We start from the raw sequence: 21,073 nt of genomic DNA, 5'->3' as shown, positions 1-21,073 counted from the left end.
GTGTGGCTCCTGCACGCCTCCATCGTCTGCCGGTCCGGGGACGCCGCCTCCCGGGGCCCGCCGCCCGCCGCCTGCGGGGCGCGGCCGCCCGGTCTCGGGGGTGAGCTCGACACCGCGCTCGGTGACCCGTACGGCGGTGAAGGCCGGATCCGTGCAGGTCGGCGCGCGGGGCACGGCCCGGATGGCGGCGCGGTCCGCACCAGGCCCTCCCCGGCCCGCCCGGGTAGACCGGCCGCCCCACCCGCCGCCGCGCCGTGGCCGGCCACCACCGCGTCGTGTCCGGCCTGCACGGCGCGGGGGCGGGTACGGGTCAGGAGCGCAGGTCGGCTCCGGCCGTGGGAGTGTCGTCGAGGAAGCCGCCCGACTGGTGCTGCCACAGCTTCGCGTAGGCACCGTCCGCGTCGAGGAGTTCCTGGTGGGTGCCCTGCTCCACGATCCGGCCGCGGTCGAGGACGACGAGCCGGTCCATGGTGGCGACGGTGCTCAGCCGGTGCGCGACGACGAGCGCCGTCCGCCCTTCCATGAGCCGCCACAGCGCGTCCTGGACGAGGATCTCGCTCTCGGAGTCGAGGGCGCTGGTGGCCTCGTCGAGCAGCAGGATCGGGGCGTCCCGCAGGATCGCCCGGGCCAGGGCGACCCGCTGGCGCTGTCCGCCGGAGAGCTTCACCCCGCGCTCCCCCACCATGGTGTCGAAGCCGTCCGGCAGGGCGTCGGCGAACTCCGTCACGTGCGCCGCCTCGGCGGCCCGGCGGATCTCGGCGTCGGTGGCGTCCGGACGGGCGAAGGCGATGTTCTCGCGCAGGGTGCGGTGGAACATGGCCGGCTCCTGCGGTACGTACGCCATCAGGCCGCGCAGGTCGGACTGGGCGAGCCGGGTGATGTCCTGCCCGCCGACCGTGATCCGCCCTCCGTCGATGTCGGTCATCCGCAGCAGCAGCCGGGTGAGGGTGGTCTTGCCGCCGCCGGACCGGCCGACGAGGCCGATCTTCGTCCCGCTGGGCACGGCCAGGTCGAGGCCGGTGAAGAGCGGTTCCCCGCCCGCGTGGGCGAAGTCCACCTTCTCGAAGCGCACTTCCGCGCCCTGGGACAGCAGCGGCTCCGGGCACTTCGGGTCGAGGACGGTCGGCGGGGTCAGCAGCAGGGCGGTGAACTGCGCGGCCTCCGTCATCGAGCTTTCCAGGCGGCGGTAGATCTGGTTGAACTCGAACATGATCCGGGTCGCGTTTCCGTAGTAGGTGAAGGCGACGACGACCGTCTCCACCCCGTGCCCGCGTGCGGCGAGCCCGACGGCGACCAGCAGGCCGAGGGCGTTGGTCAGTACGGACATGGGGGCGACGATCGTGTCGATGCGCAGGTTGCCGTAGTCCCACGACCGCAGCATGAGCCGCCGCGACTCGGCGACCCTGGAGCGGTGTTCGGCGGCCTCGCGTTCCTCGGCGGCGAAGGCGCGGACCGTGTCCATGTTCATCAGGCTGTCGGCGACGTGGCCCGAGACGCGGGCGATGGCCGCCTCGCGCTCGTCGACGAGCCGCTGCCGCCTGCGGATCAGCGGTGTCACGAGGAGTCCGGTGACCGCGATCATCGTCAAGAGGCCGACCACGAGCAGCGGTTCGTACTGCCACAGCACCACCGAGCCGAAGACGAGGGGCACGAACTTGCCGACGATCTGGAAGGTCAGCGTGTCGACGAACTCCTCGAAACGGGAGGCGAAGCTGAGGACCCGCTTGGTGAGCGAGCCGGCGAAGTTGTCGTGGAAGAACCCGGCGTCCTTGGCGAACAGCTCGTCCATCCCGAGGACGTAGAGCCGCTCGACGCCGAGGGCGTCGAGCCGGTTGAGGCAGTGCAGCCCGAGGCGCCACATCGCCTCGGACAGCAGCAGGGCTCCGGCGAACCCGAGGACGTAGGGCAGGACCGGTCCGATGCCCGAGGCGACGGCGCCGCGGTCGTCCGCGATCCGGCCGACGAGCTTGGCGACGACGAGCGGTGCGACGTAGTTGATGCCGATGTTGCCCATCGCCGGGAACAACATGGCGGGCGCGGCCAGGCGGCGGAGCCGGAACAGCTCCCGCCCGTAGTGGCGCAGTGCGAGGAGTACCGGGCCCCTGCCCGGCGGAGTTCGGTGTGCTTCGGGAGATCCCATACCAACCCTGTGCGGTGTGAGCGGTGCCAGGACAGGAGTCGCAGTGTTCCGCAGGGCCGCTCGCCCCGTCCAAGCGTTTTCTCCGTTTTTCCGCCGATCGGATGGCGTCTGCACGTCATCGCCCGGGCGAAGCGGCTGAACCGGCCGAACCGGGATCCCGGGAAGAAACTTCGGCCGCCTGCGAATCCTCCGGGCACCTCCCCGCCTCTTATCCGCGTACGGACCCACCGGACGCACACCACACCCCCATGGAGGAACCCCATGCTGATCACCGCCGTCGCAGTCGTCGGAGCCCTGCTCGTCGGCGCCTGCTCCTGGCACCTGCTGCGGCGCTTCAAGAGCCGCGGCTGAGCACCGAACGCACCCCGAGGCACCCCGAGGCACCCGTCGGAGACGAGCAGCACATGAAACAACGTTTCACCTGGCCGGACGACCGGCTGATCAAGGCCGCCCAGGACGGTGACGTCCCGTCCCTCACCGCCGTCGTCATGGAATCGCAGCCCCACGTACGCAAGTTCGCCCTCTCGCTGTGCTCCTCGCCGCAGGACGCGGAGGACGCCGCGCAGGAGGCGCTGATCATCCTCTACCGGAAGATCGGCAGCCTGCGGGCCACGGGCGCGCTCGCCTCGTGGATGTTCCGCATCGTGCGCAACGAGTGCCTGCGCCAGGTACGGCTGCTCGTCCCGCGGACCGACGACGGCCCGGACGGCCCGGACGCCTCGGCGGGACCGTCCGCCGAGGAGGCGGTGCTGCGCGGGCTGGAGGCGGAGCGGATCGCGGCGGCGGTGAGCGCGCTCCCCCGGGACCAGCGGCAGGTCCTGATCATGCGGGACGTCCAGGGCCTGCCCGGCAAGGTCGTGGCGGACGCCCTGGGCCTGAGCACCGCCGCGATGAAGTCCCGGCTGCACAGGGCCCGCGCGACGCTGCGGCTCTCACTGGCACAGGCCACCCAACCAGCGGCAGGAGACCCACGACCATGACGACCACGAAGCCCGCACGGCCGGCGACCGCCCGGCCGGACTTCGCCAGCAGCTCCGTCCCGCGCCACCTGGCACGGGGCGTCCTCGGCTTCGGCCTGATCATCGGCTCGATCGCCCTGGTCCCCACGGCCGGCCCGGCCGCCCTGCTGGCGGCCCCGCTGTCCCTGATCGCCTTCCGGGGCTGCCCGACCTGCTGGATGGTCGGCCTGGCCCAGACCATCTCCCGCGGCCGCCTGCAGCGCGCGTGCGCGAACGGCACCTGCACCCTCACGAGAGCGGACCCGGCGGGCACCGCCCGCCAGTGACCGGGGCTTCGGCGCCGCCTGGGCGGGCATCATGAAGCGCTACTTCGGCAGCGACGACATCGCCTTCGACCTCACCACCGACGAGCCGAACGCCCCCGTCAGGCAGCGCCACTTCACCAGCTTCAGCGCCGCCGCCGGCGCGCGCCCTACGGACCGGGCGGCGGCAGCTGGTGGGGCGGCTGTTGAGAGGCGGCCGGTGGGGCGAAGAGCGCCTGGACGGTTTCGGTGGCCAGTTCTCGCAGCCAGGTGTGGGCGCGGTCGTCGTCGTAGCGCTGGTGCCACAGCAGGTACAGGGGGACCTCGGGCAGCGGGAGGGGCGGCGACAGTACGGCGAGGCCGAGTTGTTCCCGGGCTGCGCGGGTGACCGCACCGGGGAGGGTGACGACCAGGTCGGTGTCGAGGGCGAGTTGCAGCGCGAAGGCGGCGGTGGGCCCGGCGGCGACGACGCGTCGTTCCACGCCCCGGGTGCTCAGGGCGTCGTCGATCGGGTCGCGCAGGCTCCCGCGCCGCGAAACGGTGAGGTGCTCGGCGGCTGCGTAACGCTCGATGCTCAGCGGGCCTTCGAGGAGGGGGTGACCTGGTCGGACGGCGACGACCAGCCGGTCCCTGCCGACGAGACGATGACGGATGTCGGGGAGCATCGGAGCGCTGGAGCTCGATTCGAGGTCGACCTCACCCCGGCGCAGCTCGGCGTCGTCCGTCCCGGGTTCGGCCGACAGGCGCAGCCGGACGCCGGGGGCCTGGCACCGGGCGGCGGCGATCAGGGCGGTTCCGCAGGCGGCGGTCAGGGCGTCGTGCCAGCGCACGGTGAACACGCGGTCCAGAGCTGCCAGGTCGAGTTCCTGCTGCGCGGACAGGAGCTGGTGGGCCTGCTGCACGAGGGTGTGGACCTGGGCGCGCATGGCCAGCGCACGGGTGGTGGGGACCATGCTGCGGCCGGTGCGGACCAGGATCTGGTCACCGGTGGCCTTGCGGATGCGGCCCAGGGAGCGGCTCATCGCCGGTGCGGTGACGTGGAGACGTGCAGCGGCGCCGGCGACGCTGCCCTCCTCCAGCAGGGCGTCCAGAGCCGTCAGCAGGTTCAGGTCCAATTGCATGCCAGTAACTCTACAACTGAATGGCATGCACTTGTTGTTACTGATCGGGAGACCTACCTTCGAAGGGCGGGCACGACACGAGCCGCCCGCATCCATCGAACCCAGGGAGCCCGCCATGAGCACGACCATGCCCTTCGCCGCTGACACGACGCTCCTGTCCGAGGTGACCGCCGTGGTGAAGGCCGCGGGCCTCACCCTGCGTCAGCGCCACACACCGCACGCCCGGGGCGTGAGTCTGGACGAGGTCGTCGCCGAGATCCACGCCAACGACGACGCGGTGCTCGCCGTGCTGCGGGAGCCCCTGCTGCGGGCCCGGCCGGGCTCGCGGTGGGCCGAGGACGAGCTGGCCGGCGGCGCGCTCCCGCCCGGGGAGTGGTGGGTCGTCGACCCCGCCGAGGGCAACATCAACCACGTCCACGGCATGGAGGACTGGGCCGTCACCGCCACCCTGGTCCGCGACAACCAGCCGGTACTCACCGTCGTCCACCTGCCGCTGACCGGTGACACCTACACGGCCGTCGCCGGCGGCGGGGCGCGCCTGAACGACCGGCCCCTGAAGGTGTCCGCCAAGACCGACCTGGGCGCCGCGCTCGTCGGCACCGGCCAGGCCAGGCCGGGCGAGGACGAGCGCACCTTCCGCCGGATCGGCGACTCGGTCACCGCCATGCTCGTCAACGGCCTGGTCGTGCGCGTGTCCGTTCCCGCCACGATGCAGCTCATCCACGTCGCGGCCGGACGCACGGACGCCTTCTGGCAGTTCTCCGACGTCCGCTCCGGTCTGGTCGCCGGCGCGCTGCTGGTCTCCGAGGCCGGAGGCACCGTCACCGACCTGGCGGGCGAACCCTGGAACGCGGCCGGCCGCGACTTCCTGGCCGCCGCCCCCGGCATCCACACCGCCGCCCTCGAAGTCCTGACGACGATCGCCTGACCGAACACCTCCTCTCCGGCCACCTCGCACCGCAAGGAGCATCACCTCATGACCAGCATCGGCATCCTGGGCGCCGGCCGCGTCGGCGCCAACCTCGCCGGCAAGCTCGCCGCAGCCGGACACCGTGTCACCCTCGGCATCCGAAACCCGGAAGGATCCGCAGCCCTTGCCGCCGGCACCGCGCCACGGATCGCCTTCGCCGACCAGCGCACCACTGCCCGTACCGCGGACATCGTGATCAACGCGACGCCCGGCCACACGTCCCTGGACCGTCTGGCCGGCCTGCGCACCGAGCTCTCCGGAAAACTCCTCATCGATGTCTCCAACGCCACCCGCGACGCCGACGACGGCCTGCCCGACGCCCTGTGTTATCCCGGCAGCAGCCTCGCCGAGCAACTCCAGGCCGCCCTCCCCGACACCCATGTGGTCAAGACCCTCAACACCATGCTGTTCACGGTCATGGCCGCTCCCGACACGCTGGCCACCCCACCGACCGCCTATCTGTCGGGCGATGACGAGGACGCGAAGAGGACCGTCACCGGCCTGCTCGGCGACCTGGGCTGGCAGCCCGCATGGATCGAGGACCTCGGCGGCATCAGCACGGCCCGCGCCACCGAGGCCATGATCCTCGTGGTTCCCCACATCCTGCGCCGAGACGGCTTCAAGCCCTTCGCCGTCTCCCTCGCCCGCTGACCCGTCAAGAAGCCCGTATCAGGTGCGGGTGAGCGCCGCAGCCCCGAAGGAGACGTCGAACCGGTCGCACCAGATGCTGACGCTCGGATACTTCGACCAGTCGACATCCGCGGGCAGCGGGTAGTTCTGGTCTCCCTTGTTGCCCTTCAGCTTGGCGAGGTTGACGTACTTCCCGTCGTCGAAGACGCCCCACCCCGCCTTGCCCTCCTTCACGGGGGCATCGCTCAGCCAGACGCGCACGTCAGGGCCGCTGCTCGTGTCCAGGCCCTCGAGGCGGAGCGTGTGGGTGCCGTCCGCGAGCCGGACCACCTTCACCACACCCGTGGTGGCGTGCTCGTGGCTGATGAAACTGCCCTGGGCGACGGTGACCGGGCCGGACGGTGCGGGCGTGGCCGACGCGGAAGGCGGCGCACCCGTCGTCGGGGCCTGCGAGGTCGCATGTGCGGAGGGAAGCGCCTCGTTCACCGTCTCATCCACCCACAGCGCCCAGGGCGTGAACCACAGCAGCCCGGCCGCCGCCACCGCCAGACCCGTGACGCCCACCGCGCCCCACCACTGTCTCCTCGTGCCGCGCCCCACGACGCCCCTCCTCCGGTCCGCTGTTCGCCTTCGTCCGCCATTCAAGGCGATCGAGCGCCCGCCGGACAGCCCCGCCCGATGACGAAAGGCTTACGGCATCGGGCGGACCGGGTCCCCACCGGCGCGGAATGGCGACGTGTCGCGCCGGGTCACCACTGGGCGACGAGCGGTGTGTCCGGTCCGTGCTGACGCCAGGCTTCGGTGAGGCGGGTGAGGCGAGCGGGGGCGGCGATGCCGCGCACGGTCGCGATCTTGCCGTCTGCGATGTCGAAGGTCACCGTTCCGGTGATCTGGTCGCCGACCACGAAGAGGACGGCGGGGGCGCCGTTGACGAGCGCGTAGTGGACAGCGGGCGTGCCGCCGGCCAGTCGCCGCTTCGCGGGGGTGGGCTTGAAACCGGCCCGGGCGACAGCGGCGACGCGCTGCGGAGTCTCGTACCGCAGCAGCTTCTCCGTCAGGCCGGCGCCGTCGGAGATCGCGATCACGTTGTCGGTGAGCAGCGCCACCAGTCGTTCGGTGCGGCCCGAGGAGGCAGCGGCGAGGAACTCCTCGACGATCCTGCGGGCGGCGGCCGGGTCGACTTCGCCGCCGCTGCGCGCGGCGGTGACGCGGCGCCGGGCCCGGTGCAGGTGCTGCTGGCTCGCGGACTCGGTGACGTCGAGGATCTCCGCGATCTCGGCGTGGCCGTAGGAGAACGCTTCGCGCAGGACGTAGACGGCCCGCTCGACGGGTGTCAGTCGCTCCATGAGCGTCAGCACGGCCAGGGAGACCGATTCGCGCTGCTCGAAGGTGTCGGCCGGGCCGAGCATCGGGTCGCCGTCGAGGAGCGGTTCGGGCAGCCAGGCGCCGGCGGTGCGTTCGCGGCGGGCCTGGGCCGAGCGCAGCCGGTCCAGGCACAGGTTGGTGACGACCTTGGTCAGCCATGCCTCCGGCACCCGGATCCGCTGCCGGTCGGCGGCCTGCCAGTGCAGGAACGCGTCCTGCACGGCGTCCTCCGCGTCGGCGGCGGAGCCGAGGAGCCGGTACGCCAGCGAGGTCAGTCGCGCGCGGTCGGCCTCGAACCGGCTGGTGTCGAAACGATCAGTGGCGGTGCTGTCCATGCGGACCACCCTAAACGGTGCGGTAGAAGGCTCTGCTCGGGCCATCTGGCCTGCACGGACGGGCAGTTACGCGACCGCCTTCTCGGCGGGCACGTTCTGCGCGGCGGCCAGGCGGTGCTTGCGCTTGGGCATGCCGAAGGTCGGGTGCGAGGTGGCCCAGAGCGCCATCCCGACGATGCCGTTCTTGATCCGCGCGGCCTTCCGGCCGCCCATGAACTTCGGCTTCGCCCGCCCTTCCGCGTCGACCATCTGCAGGATCCCGTCCAACCGCCCGAGGCTGATGTGGTTGCCCAGGTACTCCAGCTTGGCGTTCGGGACCTCACGACCCGTCAGACGGCCCACGACCGCCTCCACGGCCTGCCGGCCGGTGTAGCCGGCCGAACCGCAGGACATCGGCAGCGGCCGGCCGTTGTCACCTACGGCGTAGGCGCTGTCACCGACGGCGTAGACGTCCGGGTGCGAGACCGACCGCATGGTGCGGTCCACGGCGATCCGACCGTCGTCGGTGACCTCGAGACCGCTCGCGGCGGCGAGGGGGCCGACCGTGAACCCGGCCGTCCACACTGTCGCGTCGGACGCCAGCACGGTGCCGTCGGCGCAGAGCACCCGCGTGGCTTCGACGGCTTCGACAGTGGTGTGCTCCAGGACCGTGACGCCCAGCCGGGCGCACGCCTGGCGCAGATGGCCGCGGGCTCCGGCGGAGAGCGCGGCACCCAGCTCACCGCGGGCGACCAGCGTCACCGACAGGCCGGGCCGGGATTCGGCGATCTCGGTGGCGGTCTCGATGCCCGTCAGCCCGTCGCCGACGACCAGCACGCCGCCACCCCCGTCGCGCCCCTCCAGGCCGTCCAGGCGCTCCCGCAGGCGCAGCGCCGAAGGCCGGGCCGCGATGTCGAAGGCGTGGTCGGCCACGCCGGGGACTCCGTGGTCGGCGCCGCGGCTGCCGAGCGCGTACAGCAGCGTGTCGTAGCCGAGCTCGCCGCCGCCGTCGGCGCCGGCATCGGCCAGGGCGACGACCCGGCGCTCGGGGTCGAGGGCGGTGACACGGGCCACGCGCAGCCGTACCTCCGTCCCCGCGAAGACGTCGGCGAGCCTCGGAGCCTCGACCTCCTGGCCGGCCGCGAGCTGGTGCAGCCGCATCCGCTGGACGAAGTCCGGCTCCGCATTGACCACGGTGATCTCGGCGTCCGCCGGAGCCAGCCGACGCGCCAGGGTCCCGGCCACGTAGGCCCCTGCGTACCCGGCGCCGAGGACGACGATGCGGTGCTTCATGAGTTTCTCCCGTCGGTTCGTTCGCTCTCGGGGACTTGAGCGGGACAGCGCCCCGATTCCTGACAGGGACCGCACGTGACGTGCGTCACAGGACGGCGGGAGCCTCACCTGACGGCGTCCGCGCACCGAGCGCGCCACCGCTCCGATCTCGTATGCCTGACCGCTGCGGGCGAGAACCACCCCGTCCACCCCGCTCACGACCGGCCGGCGCGGATGGTTTACAGCCCCGGGCACGCGTGCCTAACGTTGAAGAACCAGCTTCGCGCACCAGCGGAGCAGAGGACGTCATGCCTCATCCCGCTCACCCCCACCGCACCGAGACCCGGCACCGTCCTGACGGATCGGGCGGTGCGGACAGTGGGCGAGAGGAGAGATTCCATGACGTACACGATCTCGGGGCACTACGTTGCGAGCTGCTCGTGCGCCGTACTCTGCGGATGCGCGGTCGACGCGCAGCCGAACGACGGCAAGGGCGGCACCGAGTGCCGCGGCTTCGCGGCGTTCCACATCGTCGAAGGACGCCTGGACGACACCGACCTCGCGGGGGTCGACTTCGCCTTCTACAACTACTTCCCCTCCCACCTCACGAGTGGCGACTGGAAGGTGGGAGTCGTGATCGACAGCGGCGCCAGCGACACCCAGGCAGACGCGGTGGGCAAGATCCTCTCCGGTAGCGAAGGCGGTCCCCTCGGAGAGCTCGCCCAGTTCGTCGGCGAATTCCTCGGCACCGAACGGGGCGAAGTCAAGGTCACCGACGGTGACGACCCCGGCGCCACGGTCGCCGGCCGCTCCACGGTCTCGTACGAGCCGCTGCGCGGCGCCGACGGGACTCCGACCACAGTGAAGAACGCGATGTTCGGATTCGCCCCCGAGTACGAGATCGGCCGGACCACCGGCTCCTCGTCCGCCTTCGGATTGACCTTCGAGCCGGCCTACGGCGAACAGTCCGACTTCGTCTTCAGCAGCGCGCAGGAGGCAGGAGCACCCGCAGGAAGGATGTGACCGAACCACTGGCGGGTCGGGGCCCGCGCCGACAGGCAGGTGTGCCGACGACCCGGCCGGCCGGCAAGCTGTTCACATGGGCGCCATGGGGGTCCGCAGGCCCGGCAGCAGCCAGTCCTGGAAGGGCGCCAGCACGGCCAGCACCAGGAACGCGACGCCTGCCACCCGTGCCAGCAGCGGCCCCCGGTACCAGAGCTTCTCCAGGAAGATCAGCGCCGCCACCCCCGCCATCGCCGCGATGTTCATGACGCCCAGCGGGACCAGAAGGACCATCAGCGCCCAGCAGCAGCCGACGCAGTACGCACCGTGGTGCAGCCCCACCCGCAGGTCCCGCAGCCGCGGCCGGTACGAGGCGTACCGCATCAGCTGGGCCATGGGGCTGCGGCAGTGCCGCAGGCAGATGTCCTTCAGCGGGCCCAGCTGGTACAGCCCGGCCAGCGCGAACGCGGCCGCCCCGATCCACTTCCCGACGTCCGCGTCCCGCTCGACCAGGCTGCCCGTCAGCGCCAGTCCGCCGTACGCGAGCAGCCCGAACGCCGTCCACGCGATCAGGTAGCCGCAGATGAACTCGGTGGTACGCAGGGCCCGCACGGCCCCGCTGGACCGGCGAGCGATCCCCTTGGCCCAGGTCACCGCGACGGGGGCCACGGACGGCAGCATCATCGCCGCCATCATCGCCAGCCACAGCAGGAGGAACAGCGGCAGCGCCATCCCCATCGTGCCGGGCCCGACCCCCATGTCCCGGGCCTGTCCCACGGTCAGCACCCAGGCCAGGGCCGCGATCACGACGATCAGCGACCAGGCCACGACGAGGTCCCGGACCGGCAGCAGCACTCCGCCCCGCAACGGATGGTCGTTCGTACCCTGCCGCTGAACCGTACGCATGTCGCACTCCCGTCGGACCCTTCCAGCACAGCACAGATCCCGGTGACGGCAACCCTCCCGCCGCCCGGCCGCCGCCGCGGTCCAGGCGCACGCTGGAGGTGAGGAATGAATCGAGCCGTTCCTGACGCGGTCCGCGCGCGCGGCTGACGCACCTCGCCGGCCCCACGAGATCGCCGGGGGCGTCCAGCGGCTGCTCCACCACGGACGGCTCCGGATCGACGACGGCGGTCACGCCCACGGCCACGTCGACGTCACTCCGGGTCATGGCGCCAGTCCATGGCGTAGGCCGCCCCGCTCGCACGGCAGCGGGATCACCCGTTCGGCCGTCACGTCGATGCCCATCCGCCACCGTCCGATGCCCCCTCCATGGACCCATCCCGGCCGGGCGCCGGCAACCCGACGCAGGCCGGCGATTCAGGAACGGCACGGCTTTGCGCGCCCTACGCCCCGGCACCCCGCTCTCGGGGCGAGACGCGGGCCCACACCCCGCCGGAGATGTGGGCCCGCGGGCTCTCGCCGGACGCGCGGTCACTACCAGGACGACTTGGTGACTCCGGGGAGGAACCCGGCGTGGGCCTGCTCGCGCATCCGGACCCGGGAGAGCCCGAACTTGCGGAGGTGCCCGCGGGGCCGGCCGTCGACGCTGTCCCGGTTGCGTACACGGGTCGCGCTGGCGTCGCGGGGCTGCTTGCGCAGCTCCGCAACGGCGGCTTCCCGTTCGGCGGCCGTCGAGGAGGGCCGGCGGATGATCTCCTTCAGATCGGCGCGCCGTACGGCATACCGGGCGACGACCCTCTTGCGCTTCTCGTTCAGCGCGATCTTGCTCTGCTTGGCCATCAGACCTTCACCCCCCGGGCGCGGATCCTTGCCACGGCGGCCTCGACGCCGATCACATCGACGGTCTTGATCGCCTTCGCGCTCAACTTCAGGCGGACGTGGCGGCCCTCACTGGGCAGCCAGTACCTCTTGCTCTGGATGTTGGGATCGAAACGGCGGGAAGTACGCCGGTGCGAGTGGGAGATGTTCTTGCCGAATCCCGGCTGGGCGCCGATCAGTTGGCAGTGGGCGGACAAGGGGGGAACCTGCCTCTCGCTCGAAGGGAAAGCATATTGGTAATGGAAACCATTGCCAATATAGCCCACCGCCGACAGCGGGGGCGCCGAGGAGGGAGCCGTATTGAACATGGTCGTCGTTTTCATATAGGCTCGCGCCGAACACTTCGACACCCCAGGAGCTCCAATGGCCGTCCCCAAGCGGAAGATGTCCCGCAGCAACACCCGCCACCGCCGGGCCCAGTGGAAGGCCACGACGCCGCAGCTCGTCCCGATCACGGTCGACGGCTCCGTGTACCAGGTTCCGCAGCGACTGGTGAAGGCGTACGAACGCGGCCTGCTGCGCCCCGAGGGCTGAGCCGATGGCACGCCCGACCGACACTCCGCTCCCGGTGACCGTCCTGTCCGGATTCCTCGGAGCAGGCAAGACCACTCTGCTCAACCACGTACTGGGCAACCGCCAGGGCCTGCGCGTCGCGGTCATCGTCAACGACATGAGCGAGGTCAACATCGACGCCGCGCTCGTACGCGGCGGCGAGGCCGCCCTCTCCCGCACCGAGGAGCGGCTGGTCGAGATGACCAACGGGTGCATCTGCTGCACCCTGCGCGACGACCTCCTGGAGGAGGTCGACCGGCTGGCCCGCGAGGGGCGCTTCGACTACCTGCTCATCGAGTCCAGCGGGATTTCCGAGCCGATGCCCGTGGCGGCCACGTTCTCGTTCCCGCGCGACGACGGCGCCACCCTGGGTGACCTCGCCCGTCTCGACACCATGGTCACCGTCGTGGACGCCGCGAACTTCCTGCCGGAACTCGCCGGCGGCGATGAACTGACCGCCCGCGGGCTCGACCAGTACGAGGACGACGAGCGCACCGTCAGCGATCTCCTCGTGGACCAGATCGAGTTCGCGGACGTCATCGTCCTCAACAAGCTCGATCTGGTCGGGCCGACGGAGGTCGCCCGGCTGCGCGCGACCCTCGCGCGGCTCAACCCGGAGGCGAGGATCGTTCCCGCCGTCCGCGGGCAGGTGACCCTCGAACAGGTGCTGGGCACCGGCCTGTTCGATGTCGAGCGCGCTCAGCAGGCCCCGGGCTGGGTCAAGGAGCTGAACGGCGACCACGTCCCGGAGACCGAGGAGTACGGGATCTCCTCGCTGGTCTTCCGCTCCGACCTCCCCTTCCACCCGGGCCGGCTGTGGACCTTCGTCACCAAGGGCCTCGACAGCGGAACGTTCGGGCGGATCCTGCGCTCCAAGGGCTTCTTCTGGCTGGCCAGCCGCCCCCGGGTGACCGGGCTGTGGTCGCAGGCCGGCGCGGTGGCCCGCTTCGAGCCTTCGGGCGCCCGCGGACCGGACGCCGTGCAGGGTCAGGAACTGGTCTTCATCGGCACGGACCTGCGCGCCGAAGCGCTGCGCGCAGCGCTCCAGGCCTGCCTCCTCGGCCCGGGCGAAGCCGTGCCCGCCGTGGACGACTTCCCGGACTGGGACACATACGGGATCGACGACGCCTGCGAGCACGAACACGGACCGGCCGCGGGCGCGGCCGCCTGAAGACTCCGGGCCGGACGGTGGTCGCAGCCACGGCACCGTCCGGCCCGGCTTTTAAACCATTATTGAAAACGATTCCCATTCTCGTATACTGAGGCCATGGCACGCAACGAAGTACGCCCGATCATCAAGCTCCGCTCCACCGCCGGCACCGGCTACACCTACGTCACCCGCAAGAACCGGCGTAACGACCCGGACCGGATGGTGCTGCGGAAGTTCGACCCCGTCGTCCGCCGGCACGTCGACTTCCGCGAAGAGCGCTGACCCCCTCCCCAAGAAAGGGCAACCCATGAAGCCTGGAATCCACCCCGCCTACGGACCCGTCGTCTTCCGCGACAAGGCTGCCGACTTCGCCTTCCTGACCCGCTCCACCTCCACCAGCAGCAAGACGGTGGAGTGGGAGGACGGCAACACCTACCCCGTCATCGACGTCGAGATCTCCTCGCAGAGCCACCCCTTCTACACCGGCACCGCGCGCGTACTCGACACCGCGGGACGCGTCGAGCGCTTCGAGCGCCGCTACGGAGGGCACAAGTGACCCTCCCCGTCGTGATCGTGGGCGGCATGCACGCCGACGCCCGCAGGGAGGCCGTCGAACACCTGCTGCGCGCCGTGCCGGGAAGCATCGCCCTGCACCACGACCTGTCCTCGGCGGCCGCGGGCAACGTACTTCGCACGCTGCGCGATTCGGGCGGTGCGATCTCCGCCGACGAGACTCCGCTGGTCAACGACTGTGCCTGCTGCGCCCTGCGCGAAGACCTCGTCCCCGAGCTGGAGCGACTGGCCGCGGGCGGGCTGACCCGCCTGGCCGTGGTGGAACTCTGGGACTCGGTCGAGCCCCGGGCCATGGCCGAGGTCGTGGCCGCCCACGCCGGTGAGGTCCTGGAACTCACCAACGTGATCACGGCCGTCGACCCGGCCCTCGTCCTGCCCTGCCTCGGCAACGGCGACGACCTCAGCGAGGCCGGACTCGCCGCCGCGGCCACCGACCAGCGGACCGTCGGGGACACCTGGGCCCGCCAGCTCGAATACGCGCCGGTCCTCGCGATAGCCGACAGCGAGGAGGCCGACGACGAGGACCGCGCCCTGCTCACCCAGCTGCACCCGACGGCCCGCCAGGTGCCCACCGGCTCCAGCGAACTCACCCGCTTGGCGTTCGCCGGATTCGACGTCGAGACGGCCGCCGCCGCGCAGCACCCCGCGTGCGCGCTCCTCCCCCAGGATGCCGACGAGGCGGGGGTTGCCACCCTCGTGTGGCAGCGCCGGCGGCCGTTCCACCCCGAGCGGCTCTACCAGGCCCTGGAGGACCTGACCTGCGCTGCGGCCCGTAGCCGCGGCCGGTTCTGGCTCGCCGACCGGCCCGACACCCTCCTCGCCTGGGACGCCGCGGGCGGCGCGCTGTGCGTGGAGAACGCCGGCCCCTGGCTGGCCTCGCTCCCCGACGCCGCCTGGGACCTGGTCCCCGCCATGCGTCAGGCCGCGGCCGCCCTCGACTGGGACCCCGAGCACGGCGACTGCTGCCAGCACCTGGTCTTCACCTCGCCCGGCCTTGACCGCGACGGGATCGAACAGCTCCTGGAGTCCTGCCTCCTGACCGAAGCCGAGTACGCGGCCGGGCGGGAAGCGTGGCAGCAGCTCCCCGCCGCCTTCGGTCCCCTGCTCGACTCCGTCTCCTGACCCCTCCACCCCGCTTACCGACACCCCGAAGCCCCGTACCCCCGAGGAACACCCATGGCCCGCCGCCCCTCCCCCAGCAAGCCCCTGAAGTCCCGCCCCAACCCGCTGGACACGGCAGGGATCACCTACATCGACTACAAGGACACCGACCTGCTGCGGAAGTTCATCTCCGACCGCGGCAAGATCCGCAGCCGCCGGGTCACCCGTGTCACGGCGCAGCAGCAGCGCCGGCTCGCACTCGCCATCAAGAACGCCAGGGAGATGGCCCTGCTCCCGTACGCCGGGCGATAGCGGCCGCCGTCTGGCAGGCTGATCGGCATGCCAATGCCCGAATCCCCCCGATTCCTCCAGGCGGTCCGGCCCGACGCGCTGACCGCCGGCCTGAGGCGGCAACTGATCGACTGCTGGGTGGCCGTGGCAAACACGGGCGGTGCGGTCATCGCGCTTGAATTCCCGATGCCGCCGGTCAGCGCGCGCGATGTGGCCCCGGTCGTGGATCGGCTCATCGCCGGGCTCGAGCCGGAGCGCAGCCGGATCCTCGTCGCCGCCTACGGGGACACCCTCGCGGGCTGGCTCGTCCTCCGGCGCGATCCGCACCCTCTGATCGCGCACTGCGGTGTCGTCAACCACGTCCAGACCTGCCCGGCCTTCCGCGGCCGAGGGATCGGCGCGGCGCTGATGGAGCGGGTGCGGGTGGTCGCCCGCGAGGAGATGGGCCTGGAACGGCTGCAGCTCAGCGCGCGGGCGGGGCTCCGCCTGGAGGAGTTCTACGGGAGGCTCGGGTGGGTGGAGGTGGGCCGGTGGCCGGGTGCGCTGCGCGTGGCACCGGGAGACGACCGTGACGACATCCTCATGAGCCTCAGCCTGTGAACCGGCCCGTTCCGGCCGATGCCGGAGCGGAATCCGGCCCGCCCCCTGGAGAGTCGGCCCGAAGGGGGCTCATGATGGAGCCAAGCCGTACGGCCGAACGCTGAGAGCAAGCCTGCATTCCTCGTCGGGGAGGCACAGCCGGCATGAGCGACGCGCCTTTGTACCTGCAACCTCGGCTCAGTGCGGCGATGGCGTCGCTCCTGCGGTCGGGCTCCTTTCTGCAGTCACTGGTGGACGGGCTCGGATCCCCGCTCAATGTGCTGCTCCCTGATCAGATCGCTCTGAACCTGGGCGCGTTCCGCTCCGTGCTGCGCGGGCACCAGCTCTCCGGTCGGGTCTTCTTCGCGCACAAGGCGAACCGGTCAAGCGCTCTGGTGCGCCGTCTGACGACGACCGAAGCCGGGCTGGACGCGGCCTCCCTCGCCGAGTTGCAGCACGCGCTGGGATCCGGCTTCACCGGCGACAAGGTGATGGTGACCGGCCCGAAGGACCCGGAGTTCTTGTGGCTGGCCGCGCGAGCCGGTGCGATCGTCAATGCCGACGGGATCGGCGAGCTGGTCGAAGCCGCCGGCTTCGTCCGGAGCCACGGCCTGCCGCGGCTGAGGATCCTGCTGCGCCTGTCCGAGTTCGAGACCTCCGGTGCGAGGACGCTCTCCCGCACGAGCCGGTTCGGCACCTCCTTCAAGGCCCTCGGCCGGCTCCTCGACACCCTGGAATCCTTCAAGGAGGAGCTGGAGCCGATCGGCGTCGGCTACCACCTCGACACGACCGGCCTCGACGAGAAGGCGACGGCGCTCGAAGGGTGCCTGATCGCCGTGGAGGAGCTGAGGCTGCGCGGCTTCGGGCCGCGGGCGGTCGACGTCGGCGGAGGTTTCGGCATCAGCTACCTGGCTCACGCGGACCAGTGGGAGCGCTACACGAGCGCGCTCACCCAGGCCGTGCTGGGCAAGCACACCCCCATGACCTGGGGAGGGCACGGCTACGGACTACGCGCGGAGAAGGGCACCCTCAAAGGTGCGCTGGGCCTCTACCCCGCCTACCGCCCGGTCGCGGGTGCCGGATACCTGGATGAGCTCCTGGCCTGCCCCGCTCCCGGCCTCGGCCGCCCGCTCGGCACCCTGCTGCTGGAGGGCCTGTGCGACCTGTACGCCGAACCCGGGCGCGCCCTGGTGGACCAGTGCGGAGTCACCCTCGGCAAAGTCCTGGAGGTGAGGGCGTCGGGCGGCGGTCCGGCCATGGTGCGGCTCGCCATGAACTCCGGCGACGTCGGACTGGAAGAGCACGGCATCCTCGTGGACCCCGTACTGCTGCGCCGTGACGGCGCGCCCGGGGTCGGCCGACCCGTCGGGGTGCACCTCGCGGGGAACCTGTGCCTGGAGTCCGATCTGATCACCCGCAGGACGGTCTTCCTTCCCGACCTGCCGCAGCCCGGCGACCTCCTCGCCTTCCCCAACACGGCCGGCTACTGCATGGACTTCACCGCCACCGCGGCCCAGCAGCAGCCCTCGGCCCGCAGAGTCGCCGTCAGAGAGGAGGGCGGGTCCTGGCGCTGGTGTCTCGACGAGAAGTACTGGCCGGTCTTGGATACGGGGGGACAACGGGCATGAGGTACGACAGCATCACCGAGGCCATCGGGAACACCCCGCTGGTCCGCATCGATCCGGACGTGCACGGACTGCGCAACATCGACCTCTACGCCAAGCTGGAGATGCTCAATCCCTTCGGCTCCCTCAAGGACCGGGCCGCCTGGAACATGGTCCGCGCGGGGCTGGCCGGGGCGGCCGAGCGGGGCGAGACGATCGTCGAGCTGTCCAGCGGGAACACCGCCAAGGCCCTGGCACTCATCGGCGGCCTGCACGGGTTGCCCTTCAAGAGCGTCACGAACCGCATGCGCATCCCCGAGGTCAAGGACCTCCTCCTGCTGCTGGGCGCCGAGATCGAGGAGCTGCCGGGGCAGAGCGAATGCCTCGACCCGACCGCCACCGATGATCCGCTGACCGTCTTCCACCAGCGGCTCGGCCGCCCTGGCAACGCACACCTCCACACCGACCAGTACTTCAACCCGCTCAACGCCGAGGCCCACGCGCAGGGCACCGGTCCCGAGATCATCGCCGACCTGGACGGCCGTGCCCCGGACTGGTTCATCGCCTGCGTGGGCACGGCCGGGTCGTCCACCGGCGTCGCCTCCGCGCTGCGCGCCCACGACCCGGCCGTCCGTGTCATCGGCCTGGTCGGGGAGAAGTCCGACTTCGTCCCGGGCATCCGCACGGCCGACGAGGTGCAGGAGGTCGGCCTCTTCGACCCAGCCGTCTACGACGCCATCGAGACCGTCAGCACGGGCGAGGCCCTCGACGGGATGGTGACCCTGCTGCGGCGCTGCGCGCTGCTGGCCGGACCGACGGGCGGAGCCGCGTATCTCGGCGCCCTGCGCCACCTCCGCCCCTTGGACGCCGAGCTGACGGAGCGCCGTACGGCGGTCTTCATCGTGTGCGACCGGGCGGAGAGCTACCTGGGCTACGTCCGTGCACGCCGGCCCGAGCTGTTCGGCCGCCCGGCGGTCAAGAACTCCCTGACCACGCTGACAGCGGCGGACCTGGGCCAGGTCACGGCCATCGCCGTCGACGAGGCGCAGAAGTGGATCGGGAGCGGACGCCCGCTCGTGGTCGACCTGCGCGGGCCGTTCGCGTACGCCGCCCTTCACATCGACGGCTCCGTCAACATCGTCGACGAGCTCTTCGACGAGCTCGTGCGGAACGGAATGCCCTTCAGCACGAGCCGGCCGGTGCTGCTGGCGTGCCCGGTCGGCGAGAAGTCCGCCCGGTACGCGGCCCTGCTGACCCGGATGGGGCATCCCGACGTACGGAGCCTGGCCGGCGGCATCGTCGCCTGGCGGGACGCGGGTGCACCACTGGTCCGGGACTGACATGGAGGACCCCGCCACCGAACTGAAGTCCCTCGCCTCGTGGCAGCGTCCGCTGCGCGCCCAGTTCCCCATCGTGGTCGGCAATCCGGAGCTGGCGTACCTGGACAGCGCCGCCACCGCGCAGAAGCCGCAGGCGGTCCTCGACGCCGTGCACACCTACCTCACGACGTCCAACGCCAACGCCGGGCGGGGCTCCTACCCGTGGGCGAACACCACGACCTCCCTGGTGGAACGCACCCGCGAACGGGTGAAGGAATTCCTCGGCGATCCGGCCCCGGAACGCTCGTCGGTCCACTTCACGAGCGGGGCCTCCGAGGGGCTGCGAACGGTGGCGCGGGACTGGCTGCCGGGGCTCGTCGAGGACGGTGACGAGATCGTCGTCCCCTACGCGGACCATCAGGCGAACCTCGCGCCCTGGCTGGAGGCCCGGGAGCTGCTGGCCCGGCAGGGCGTACGGGTCCTCGTGCGGGAGCTGCCGTGCCAGGAGGGCTCCGGGGACTACGATCCGCAGGCTCTCGCCCGGGCGACGGGGCCGCGCACCCGGCTCGTGGCCGCGACCCACGTGCACCACGTGTACGGCGCGGACATGAACGTGCACCGCATCCGCGAGGCCGTCGGTCCGGACGTGGTCATCTGTCTGGACGCGGCGCAGAGCATCGGGCACCTGCCGGTGTCGGTGGCTGCTCTGGACGTGGACTTCCTTGTCTTCTCGGGGCACAAGGCACTCGCCCTTCCCGGAACCGGCGCCGTCTGGGCACGCGGGCTGCGCGGCCCCGCCTTCCGTCCCGGCGGCTGGCAGGGCACCCCGAACACGGCGGGGATCGCGAGCCTGGCGGCCGCTCTCGGCTGGCTGAGCGCCGCGGGAACCGACCGCATCGAGCGCTGGACCACGGCGCTGGCATCGCTGCTCACCGACGGGCTGAGCAGACTGGACGCGTACGAGGTGCTCGGCTGCCGGACCAGCCTCGCGGCGGACTCCGCCGTGCAGCGCCGGAGCAGCATCGTGACCTTCCGGCACCGTGAGATCAGCGCCCAGGACTTGGGCTTCATCCTCTTCAGCCGCGGTTTCATGGTGCGCTCCGACGACCATTGCCAGGCCGGGCGGAGTGTACGCGATGGCTCGGTACGCGTCAGTCTGCACCTCTACAACACACCCGAAGAGGTGGAGGAGTTGCTGACCCTGCTCACCGAACTGCAATGATTTTCATGAGCAGGGTGAGAGCGCGGCGACGGAGGCAGTTCGATCACGATGGTCATGAGCACAACGGTGGCGGCGCAGTGGGTGGAGCGCTGGGAGGGCCAGCAGCAGCGCTACGCGATCGACCGCGAGGAGCGGTTCACGGTCATCGCGGACGTGGTCGAGCACGTCTCGCGCGGCCGCACCGACCCGCTGGTCGTGGACCTGGGCAGCGGCCCGGGAGCGCTGGCCTCCCGCCTCGCCGCCCGCCTGCCGGCGGCCGAAGTGCTGGCCGTGGACGCCGACCCGCTCCTACTGGAACTGGGCAGGGCCCACTACGGCACCGCCCTGCGCTACGTCGAGGTCACGATCGGGGCCCCGGGCTGGCTCGACACCCTGGCCCTGGACCGGCCACTGGACGCGGCCGTGTCCACCACCGCCCTGCACTACCTCGGAGAGGGAACGCTGCGCCAGGTGTACCGCGAGCTGGCCGAACGACTTCGTCCCGGTGGCGTGTTCGTCAACGGCGACCACATCAACCCCGACTCCGCGGCCATCCACGACCTCGCCCACGAAATCGGCCGGCGCCGATCCGAACGGTGCCAGGCCCTCGCCCAGGAGGACTGGCAGACCTGGTGGGCCGGCGCGACGGCCGACCCCGAACTCTCCGTGCTGCCCGACCGGACGGAAGAGCACCGCCACCCGCCCTGCGAGGGCAACGACCTCTCCGTCTCCGGGCACATCGAGCTTCTGCGCGAGGCGGGGTTCGGGCATGCCGGAACCGTCTGGCAGTTCGGCAACAGCCACGTTCTGGTGGCCGTGCGCTGAGAACGGCCTCATCGTCGGCGG

General features: G+C 71.4%; 24 protein-coding genes. 16 read left to right on the top strand and 8 right to left on the bottom strand.

Features of this window, described 5'->3' with window-relative positions:
* Nucleotides 1–310 precede the first annotated feature (310 nt).
* A complete protein-coding gene (locus SSNG_RS29905; RefSeq protein WP_128637224.1) occupies nucleotides 311–2,140 on the bottom strand; it encodes an ABC transporter ATP-binding protein in 1,830 nt (609 codons plus the stop codon).
* A 404-nt stretch (nucleotides 2,141–2,544) separates the two neighbouring features.
* On the opposite strand from SSNG_RS29905, the gene SSNG_RS29900 reads away from it, so the two are divergent.
* Both SSNG_RS29900 and SSNG_RS29895 read left to right on the top strand, forming a co-directional pair.
* The gene (locus SSNG_RS29900; protein ID WP_007267677.1) at nucleotides 2,545–3,120 is read left to right on the top strand and encodes an RNA polymerase sigma factor; all 576 of its coding nucleotides are present in this window, start codon (nucleotides 2,545–2,547) and stop codon (nucleotides 3,118–3,120) included.
* Complete coding sequence (locus SSNG_RS29895) at nucleotides 3,117–3,425, top strand: hypothetical protein (RefSeq protein WP_007267676.1); 309 nt, start codon at nucleotides 3,117–3,119, stop codon at nucleotides 3,423–3,425. Before SSNG_RS29900 ends, SSNG_RS29895 begins: the two co-directional genes overlap by 4 nt.
* A 146-nt stretch (nucleotides 3,426–3,571) precedes the next feature.
* Here SSNG_RS29895 and SSNG_RS29890 read toward each other — a convergent pair whose 3' ends face one another.
* A complete protein-coding gene (locus SSNG_RS29890) occupies nucleotides 3,572–4,522 on the bottom strand; it encodes a LysR family transcriptional regulator (RefSeq protein WP_042802267.1) in 951 nt (316 codons plus the stop codon).
* Nucleotides 4,523–4,637: 115 nt separating this feature from the next.
* Here SSNG_RS29890 and SSNG_RS29885 point away from each other — a divergent pair, with 115 nt between their 5' ends.
* Together SSNG_RS29885 and SSNG_RS29880 are read left to right on the top strand one after the other, a co-directional pair.
* Nucleotides 4,638–5,450 (top strand): inositol monophosphatase, encoded by an 813-nt coding sequence (locus SSNG_RS29885; RefSeq protein WP_007267674.1) that lies wholly within the window; start codon nucleotides 4,638–4,640, stop codon nucleotides 5,448–5,450.
* Between the two features lie 48 nt (nucleotides 5,451–5,498).
* Nucleotides 5,499–6,143, top strand: coding sequence for an NAD(P)-binding domain-containing protein (locus tag SSNG_RS29880; protein WP_007267673.1), 645 nt, complete (start codon nucleotides 5,499–5,501; stop codon nucleotides 6,141–6,143).
* Between the two features lie 18 nt (nucleotides 6,144–6,161).
* Here SSNG_RS29880 and SSNG_RS29875 read toward each other — a convergent pair whose 3' ends face one another.
* The 3 genes from SSNG_RS29875 to SSNG_RS29865 form a co-directional block, all read right to left on the bottom strand.
* Nucleotides 6,162–6,722, bottom strand: coding sequence for a DM13 domain-containing protein (locus SSNG_RS29875; RefSeq protein ID WP_007267672.1), 561 nt, complete (start codon nucleotides 6,720–6,722; stop codon nucleotides 6,162–6,164).
* 149 nt (nucleotides 6,723–6,871) lie between these two features.
* On the bottom strand, nucleotides 6,872–7,822 hold the full coding sequence (locus SSNG_RS29870; protein WP_007267671.1) for a sigma-70 family RNA polymerase sigma factor: 951 nt from the start codon (nucleotides 7,820–7,822) through the stop codon (nucleotides 6,872–6,874).
* A gap of 66 nt (nucleotides 7,823–7,888) precedes the next feature.
* A complete protein-coding gene (locus SSNG_RS29865) occupies nucleotides 7,889–9,094 on the bottom strand; it encodes an FAD-dependent oxidoreductase (protein WP_007267670.1) in 1,206 nt (401 codons plus the stop codon).
* Nucleotides 9,095–9,472: 378 nt separating this feature from the next.
* On the opposite strand from SSNG_RS29865, the gene SSNG_RS29860 reads away from it, so the two are divergent.
* Nucleotides 9,473–10,096: a DUF1326 domain-containing protein gene (locus SSNG_RS29860; protein WP_007267669.1), complete on the top strand. Its 624-nt coding sequence runs from the start codon at nucleotides 9,473–9,475 to the stop codon at nucleotides 10,094–10,096.
* Nucleotides 10,097–10,168: 72 nt separating this feature from the next.
* Here the strand turns inward: SSNG_RS29860 and SSNG_RS29855 are convergent, their stop codons facing one another.
* The 3 genes from SSNG_RS29855 to rpmB form a co-directional block, all read right to left on the bottom strand.
* Entirely contained in the window at nucleotides 10,169–10,981 is an 813-nt protein-coding gene (locus tag SSNG_RS29855) for a DUF2182 domain-containing protein (RefSeq protein ID WP_007267668.1), read from the bottom strand.
* Nucleotides 10,982–11,512: 531 nt separating this feature from the next.
* The gene (gene rpsN, locus SSNG_RS29850; protein WP_007267667.1) at nucleotides 11,513–11,818 is read right to left on the bottom strand and encodes a 30S ribosomal protein S14; all 306 of its coding nucleotides are present in this window, start codon (nucleotides 11,816–11,818) and stop codon (nucleotides 11,513–11,515) included.
* Nucleotides 11,818–12,054 (bottom strand): 50S ribosomal protein L28, encoded by a 237-nt coding sequence (gene rpmB / locus SSNG_RS29845; RefSeq protein ID WP_007267666.1) that lies wholly within the window; start codon nucleotides 12,052–12,054, stop codon nucleotides 11,818–11,820. Before rpmB ends, rpsN begins: the two co-directional genes overlap by 1 nt.
* 166 nt (nucleotides 12,055–12,220) lie before the next feature.
* Here rpmB and rpmF point away from each other — a divergent pair, with 166 nt between their 5' ends.
* The 11 genes from rpmF to SSNG_RS40385 all read left to right on the top strand — a co-directional run bounded on the left by rpmF (nucleotide 12,221) and on the right by SSNG_RS40385 (nucleotide 21,052).
* Nucleotides 12,221–12,391, top strand: coding sequence for a 50S ribosomal protein L32 (gene rpmF / locus SSNG_RS29840; RefSeq protein ID WP_007267665.1), 171 nt, complete (start codon nucleotides 12,221–12,223; stop codon nucleotides 12,389–12,391).
* A gap of 4 nt (nucleotides 12,392–12,395) precedes the next feature.
* Nucleotides 12,396–13,580, top strand: a complete 1,185-nt coding sequence (locus tag SSNG_RS29835; RefSeq protein ID WP_007267664.1) for a GTP-binding protein — start codon at nucleotides 12,396–12,398, stop codon at nucleotides 13,578–13,580.
* A gap of 96 nt (nucleotides 13,581–13,676) precedes the next feature.
* The gene (gene rpmG / locus SSNG_RS29830; RefSeq protein ID WP_007267663.1) at nucleotides 13,677–13,841 is read left to right on the top strand and encodes a 50S ribosomal protein L33; all 165 of its coding nucleotides are present in this window, start codon (nucleotides 13,677–13,679) and stop codon (nucleotides 13,839–13,841) included.
* Between the two features lie 25 nt (nucleotides 13,842–13,866).
* Nucleotides 13,867–14,115, top strand: a complete 249-nt coding sequence (locus SSNG_RS29825) for a type B 50S ribosomal protein L31 (RefSeq protein ID WP_007267662.1) — start codon at nucleotides 13,867–13,869, stop codon at nucleotides 14,113–14,115.
* Nucleotides 14,116–14,141: 26 nt separating this feature from the next.
* Nucleotides 14,142–15,254, top strand: a complete 1,113-nt coding sequence (locus SSNG_RS29820; RefSeq protein WP_050779943.1) for a GTP-binding protein — start codon at nucleotides 14,142–14,144, stop codon at nucleotides 15,252–15,254.
* A gap of 54 nt (nucleotides 15,255–15,308) precedes the next feature.
* Nucleotides 15,309–15,545, top strand: coding sequence for a 30S ribosomal protein S18 (gene rpsR / locus SSNG_RS29815; protein WP_007267660.1), 237 nt, complete (start codon nucleotides 15,309–15,311; stop codon nucleotides 15,543–15,545).
* Nucleotides 15,546–15,578: 33 nt separating this feature from the next.
* A complete protein-coding gene (locus SSNG_RS29810) occupies nucleotides 15,579–16,124 on the top strand; it encodes a GNAT family N-acetyltransferase (protein WP_007267659.1) in 546 nt (181 codons plus the stop codon).
* Nucleotides 16,125–16,267: 143 nt separating this feature from the next.
* Nucleotides 16,268–17,731 (top strand): diaminopimelate decarboxylase, encoded by a 1,464-nt coding sequence (locus tag SSNG_RS29805; protein ID WP_007267658.1) that lies wholly within the window; start codon nucleotides 16,268–16,270, stop codon nucleotides 17,729–17,731.
* A complete protein-coding gene (locus SSNG_RS29800; RefSeq protein ID WP_007267657.1) occupies nucleotides 17,728–19,047 on the top strand; it encodes a pyridoxal-phosphate dependent enzyme in 1,320 nt (439 codons plus the stop codon). Before SSNG_RS29805 ends, SSNG_RS29800 begins: the two co-directional genes overlap by 4 nt.
* 1 nt (nucleotide 19,048) lies before the next feature.
* The gene (locus SSNG_RS29795) at nucleotides 19,049–20,248 is read left to right on the top strand and encodes an aminotransferase class V-fold PLP-dependent enzyme (protein ID WP_042802260.1); all 1,200 of its coding nucleotides are present in this window, start codon (nucleotides 19,049–19,051) and stop codon (nucleotides 20,246–20,248) included.
* A 48-nt stretch (nucleotides 20,249–20,296) separates the two neighbouring features.
* Complete coding sequence (locus SSNG_RS40385) at nucleotides 20,297–21,052, top strand: class I SAM-dependent methyltransferase (RefSeq protein WP_007267655.1); 756 nt, start codon at nucleotides 20,297–20,299, stop codon at nucleotides 21,050–21,052.
* The last annotated feature ends 21 nt before the right edge of the window (nucleotides 21,053–21,073 follow it).

This window comes from Streptomyces sp. C (assembly GCF_000158895.1).
Taxonomy (GTDB): domain Bacteria; phylum Actinomycetota; class Actinomycetes; order Streptomycetales; family Streptomycetaceae; genus Streptomyces; species Streptomyces racemochromogenes.
The sequence above is the reverse complement of the archived record's forward strand: the minus strand, read 5'-3'. Positions and strand labels throughout refer to the sequence as shown.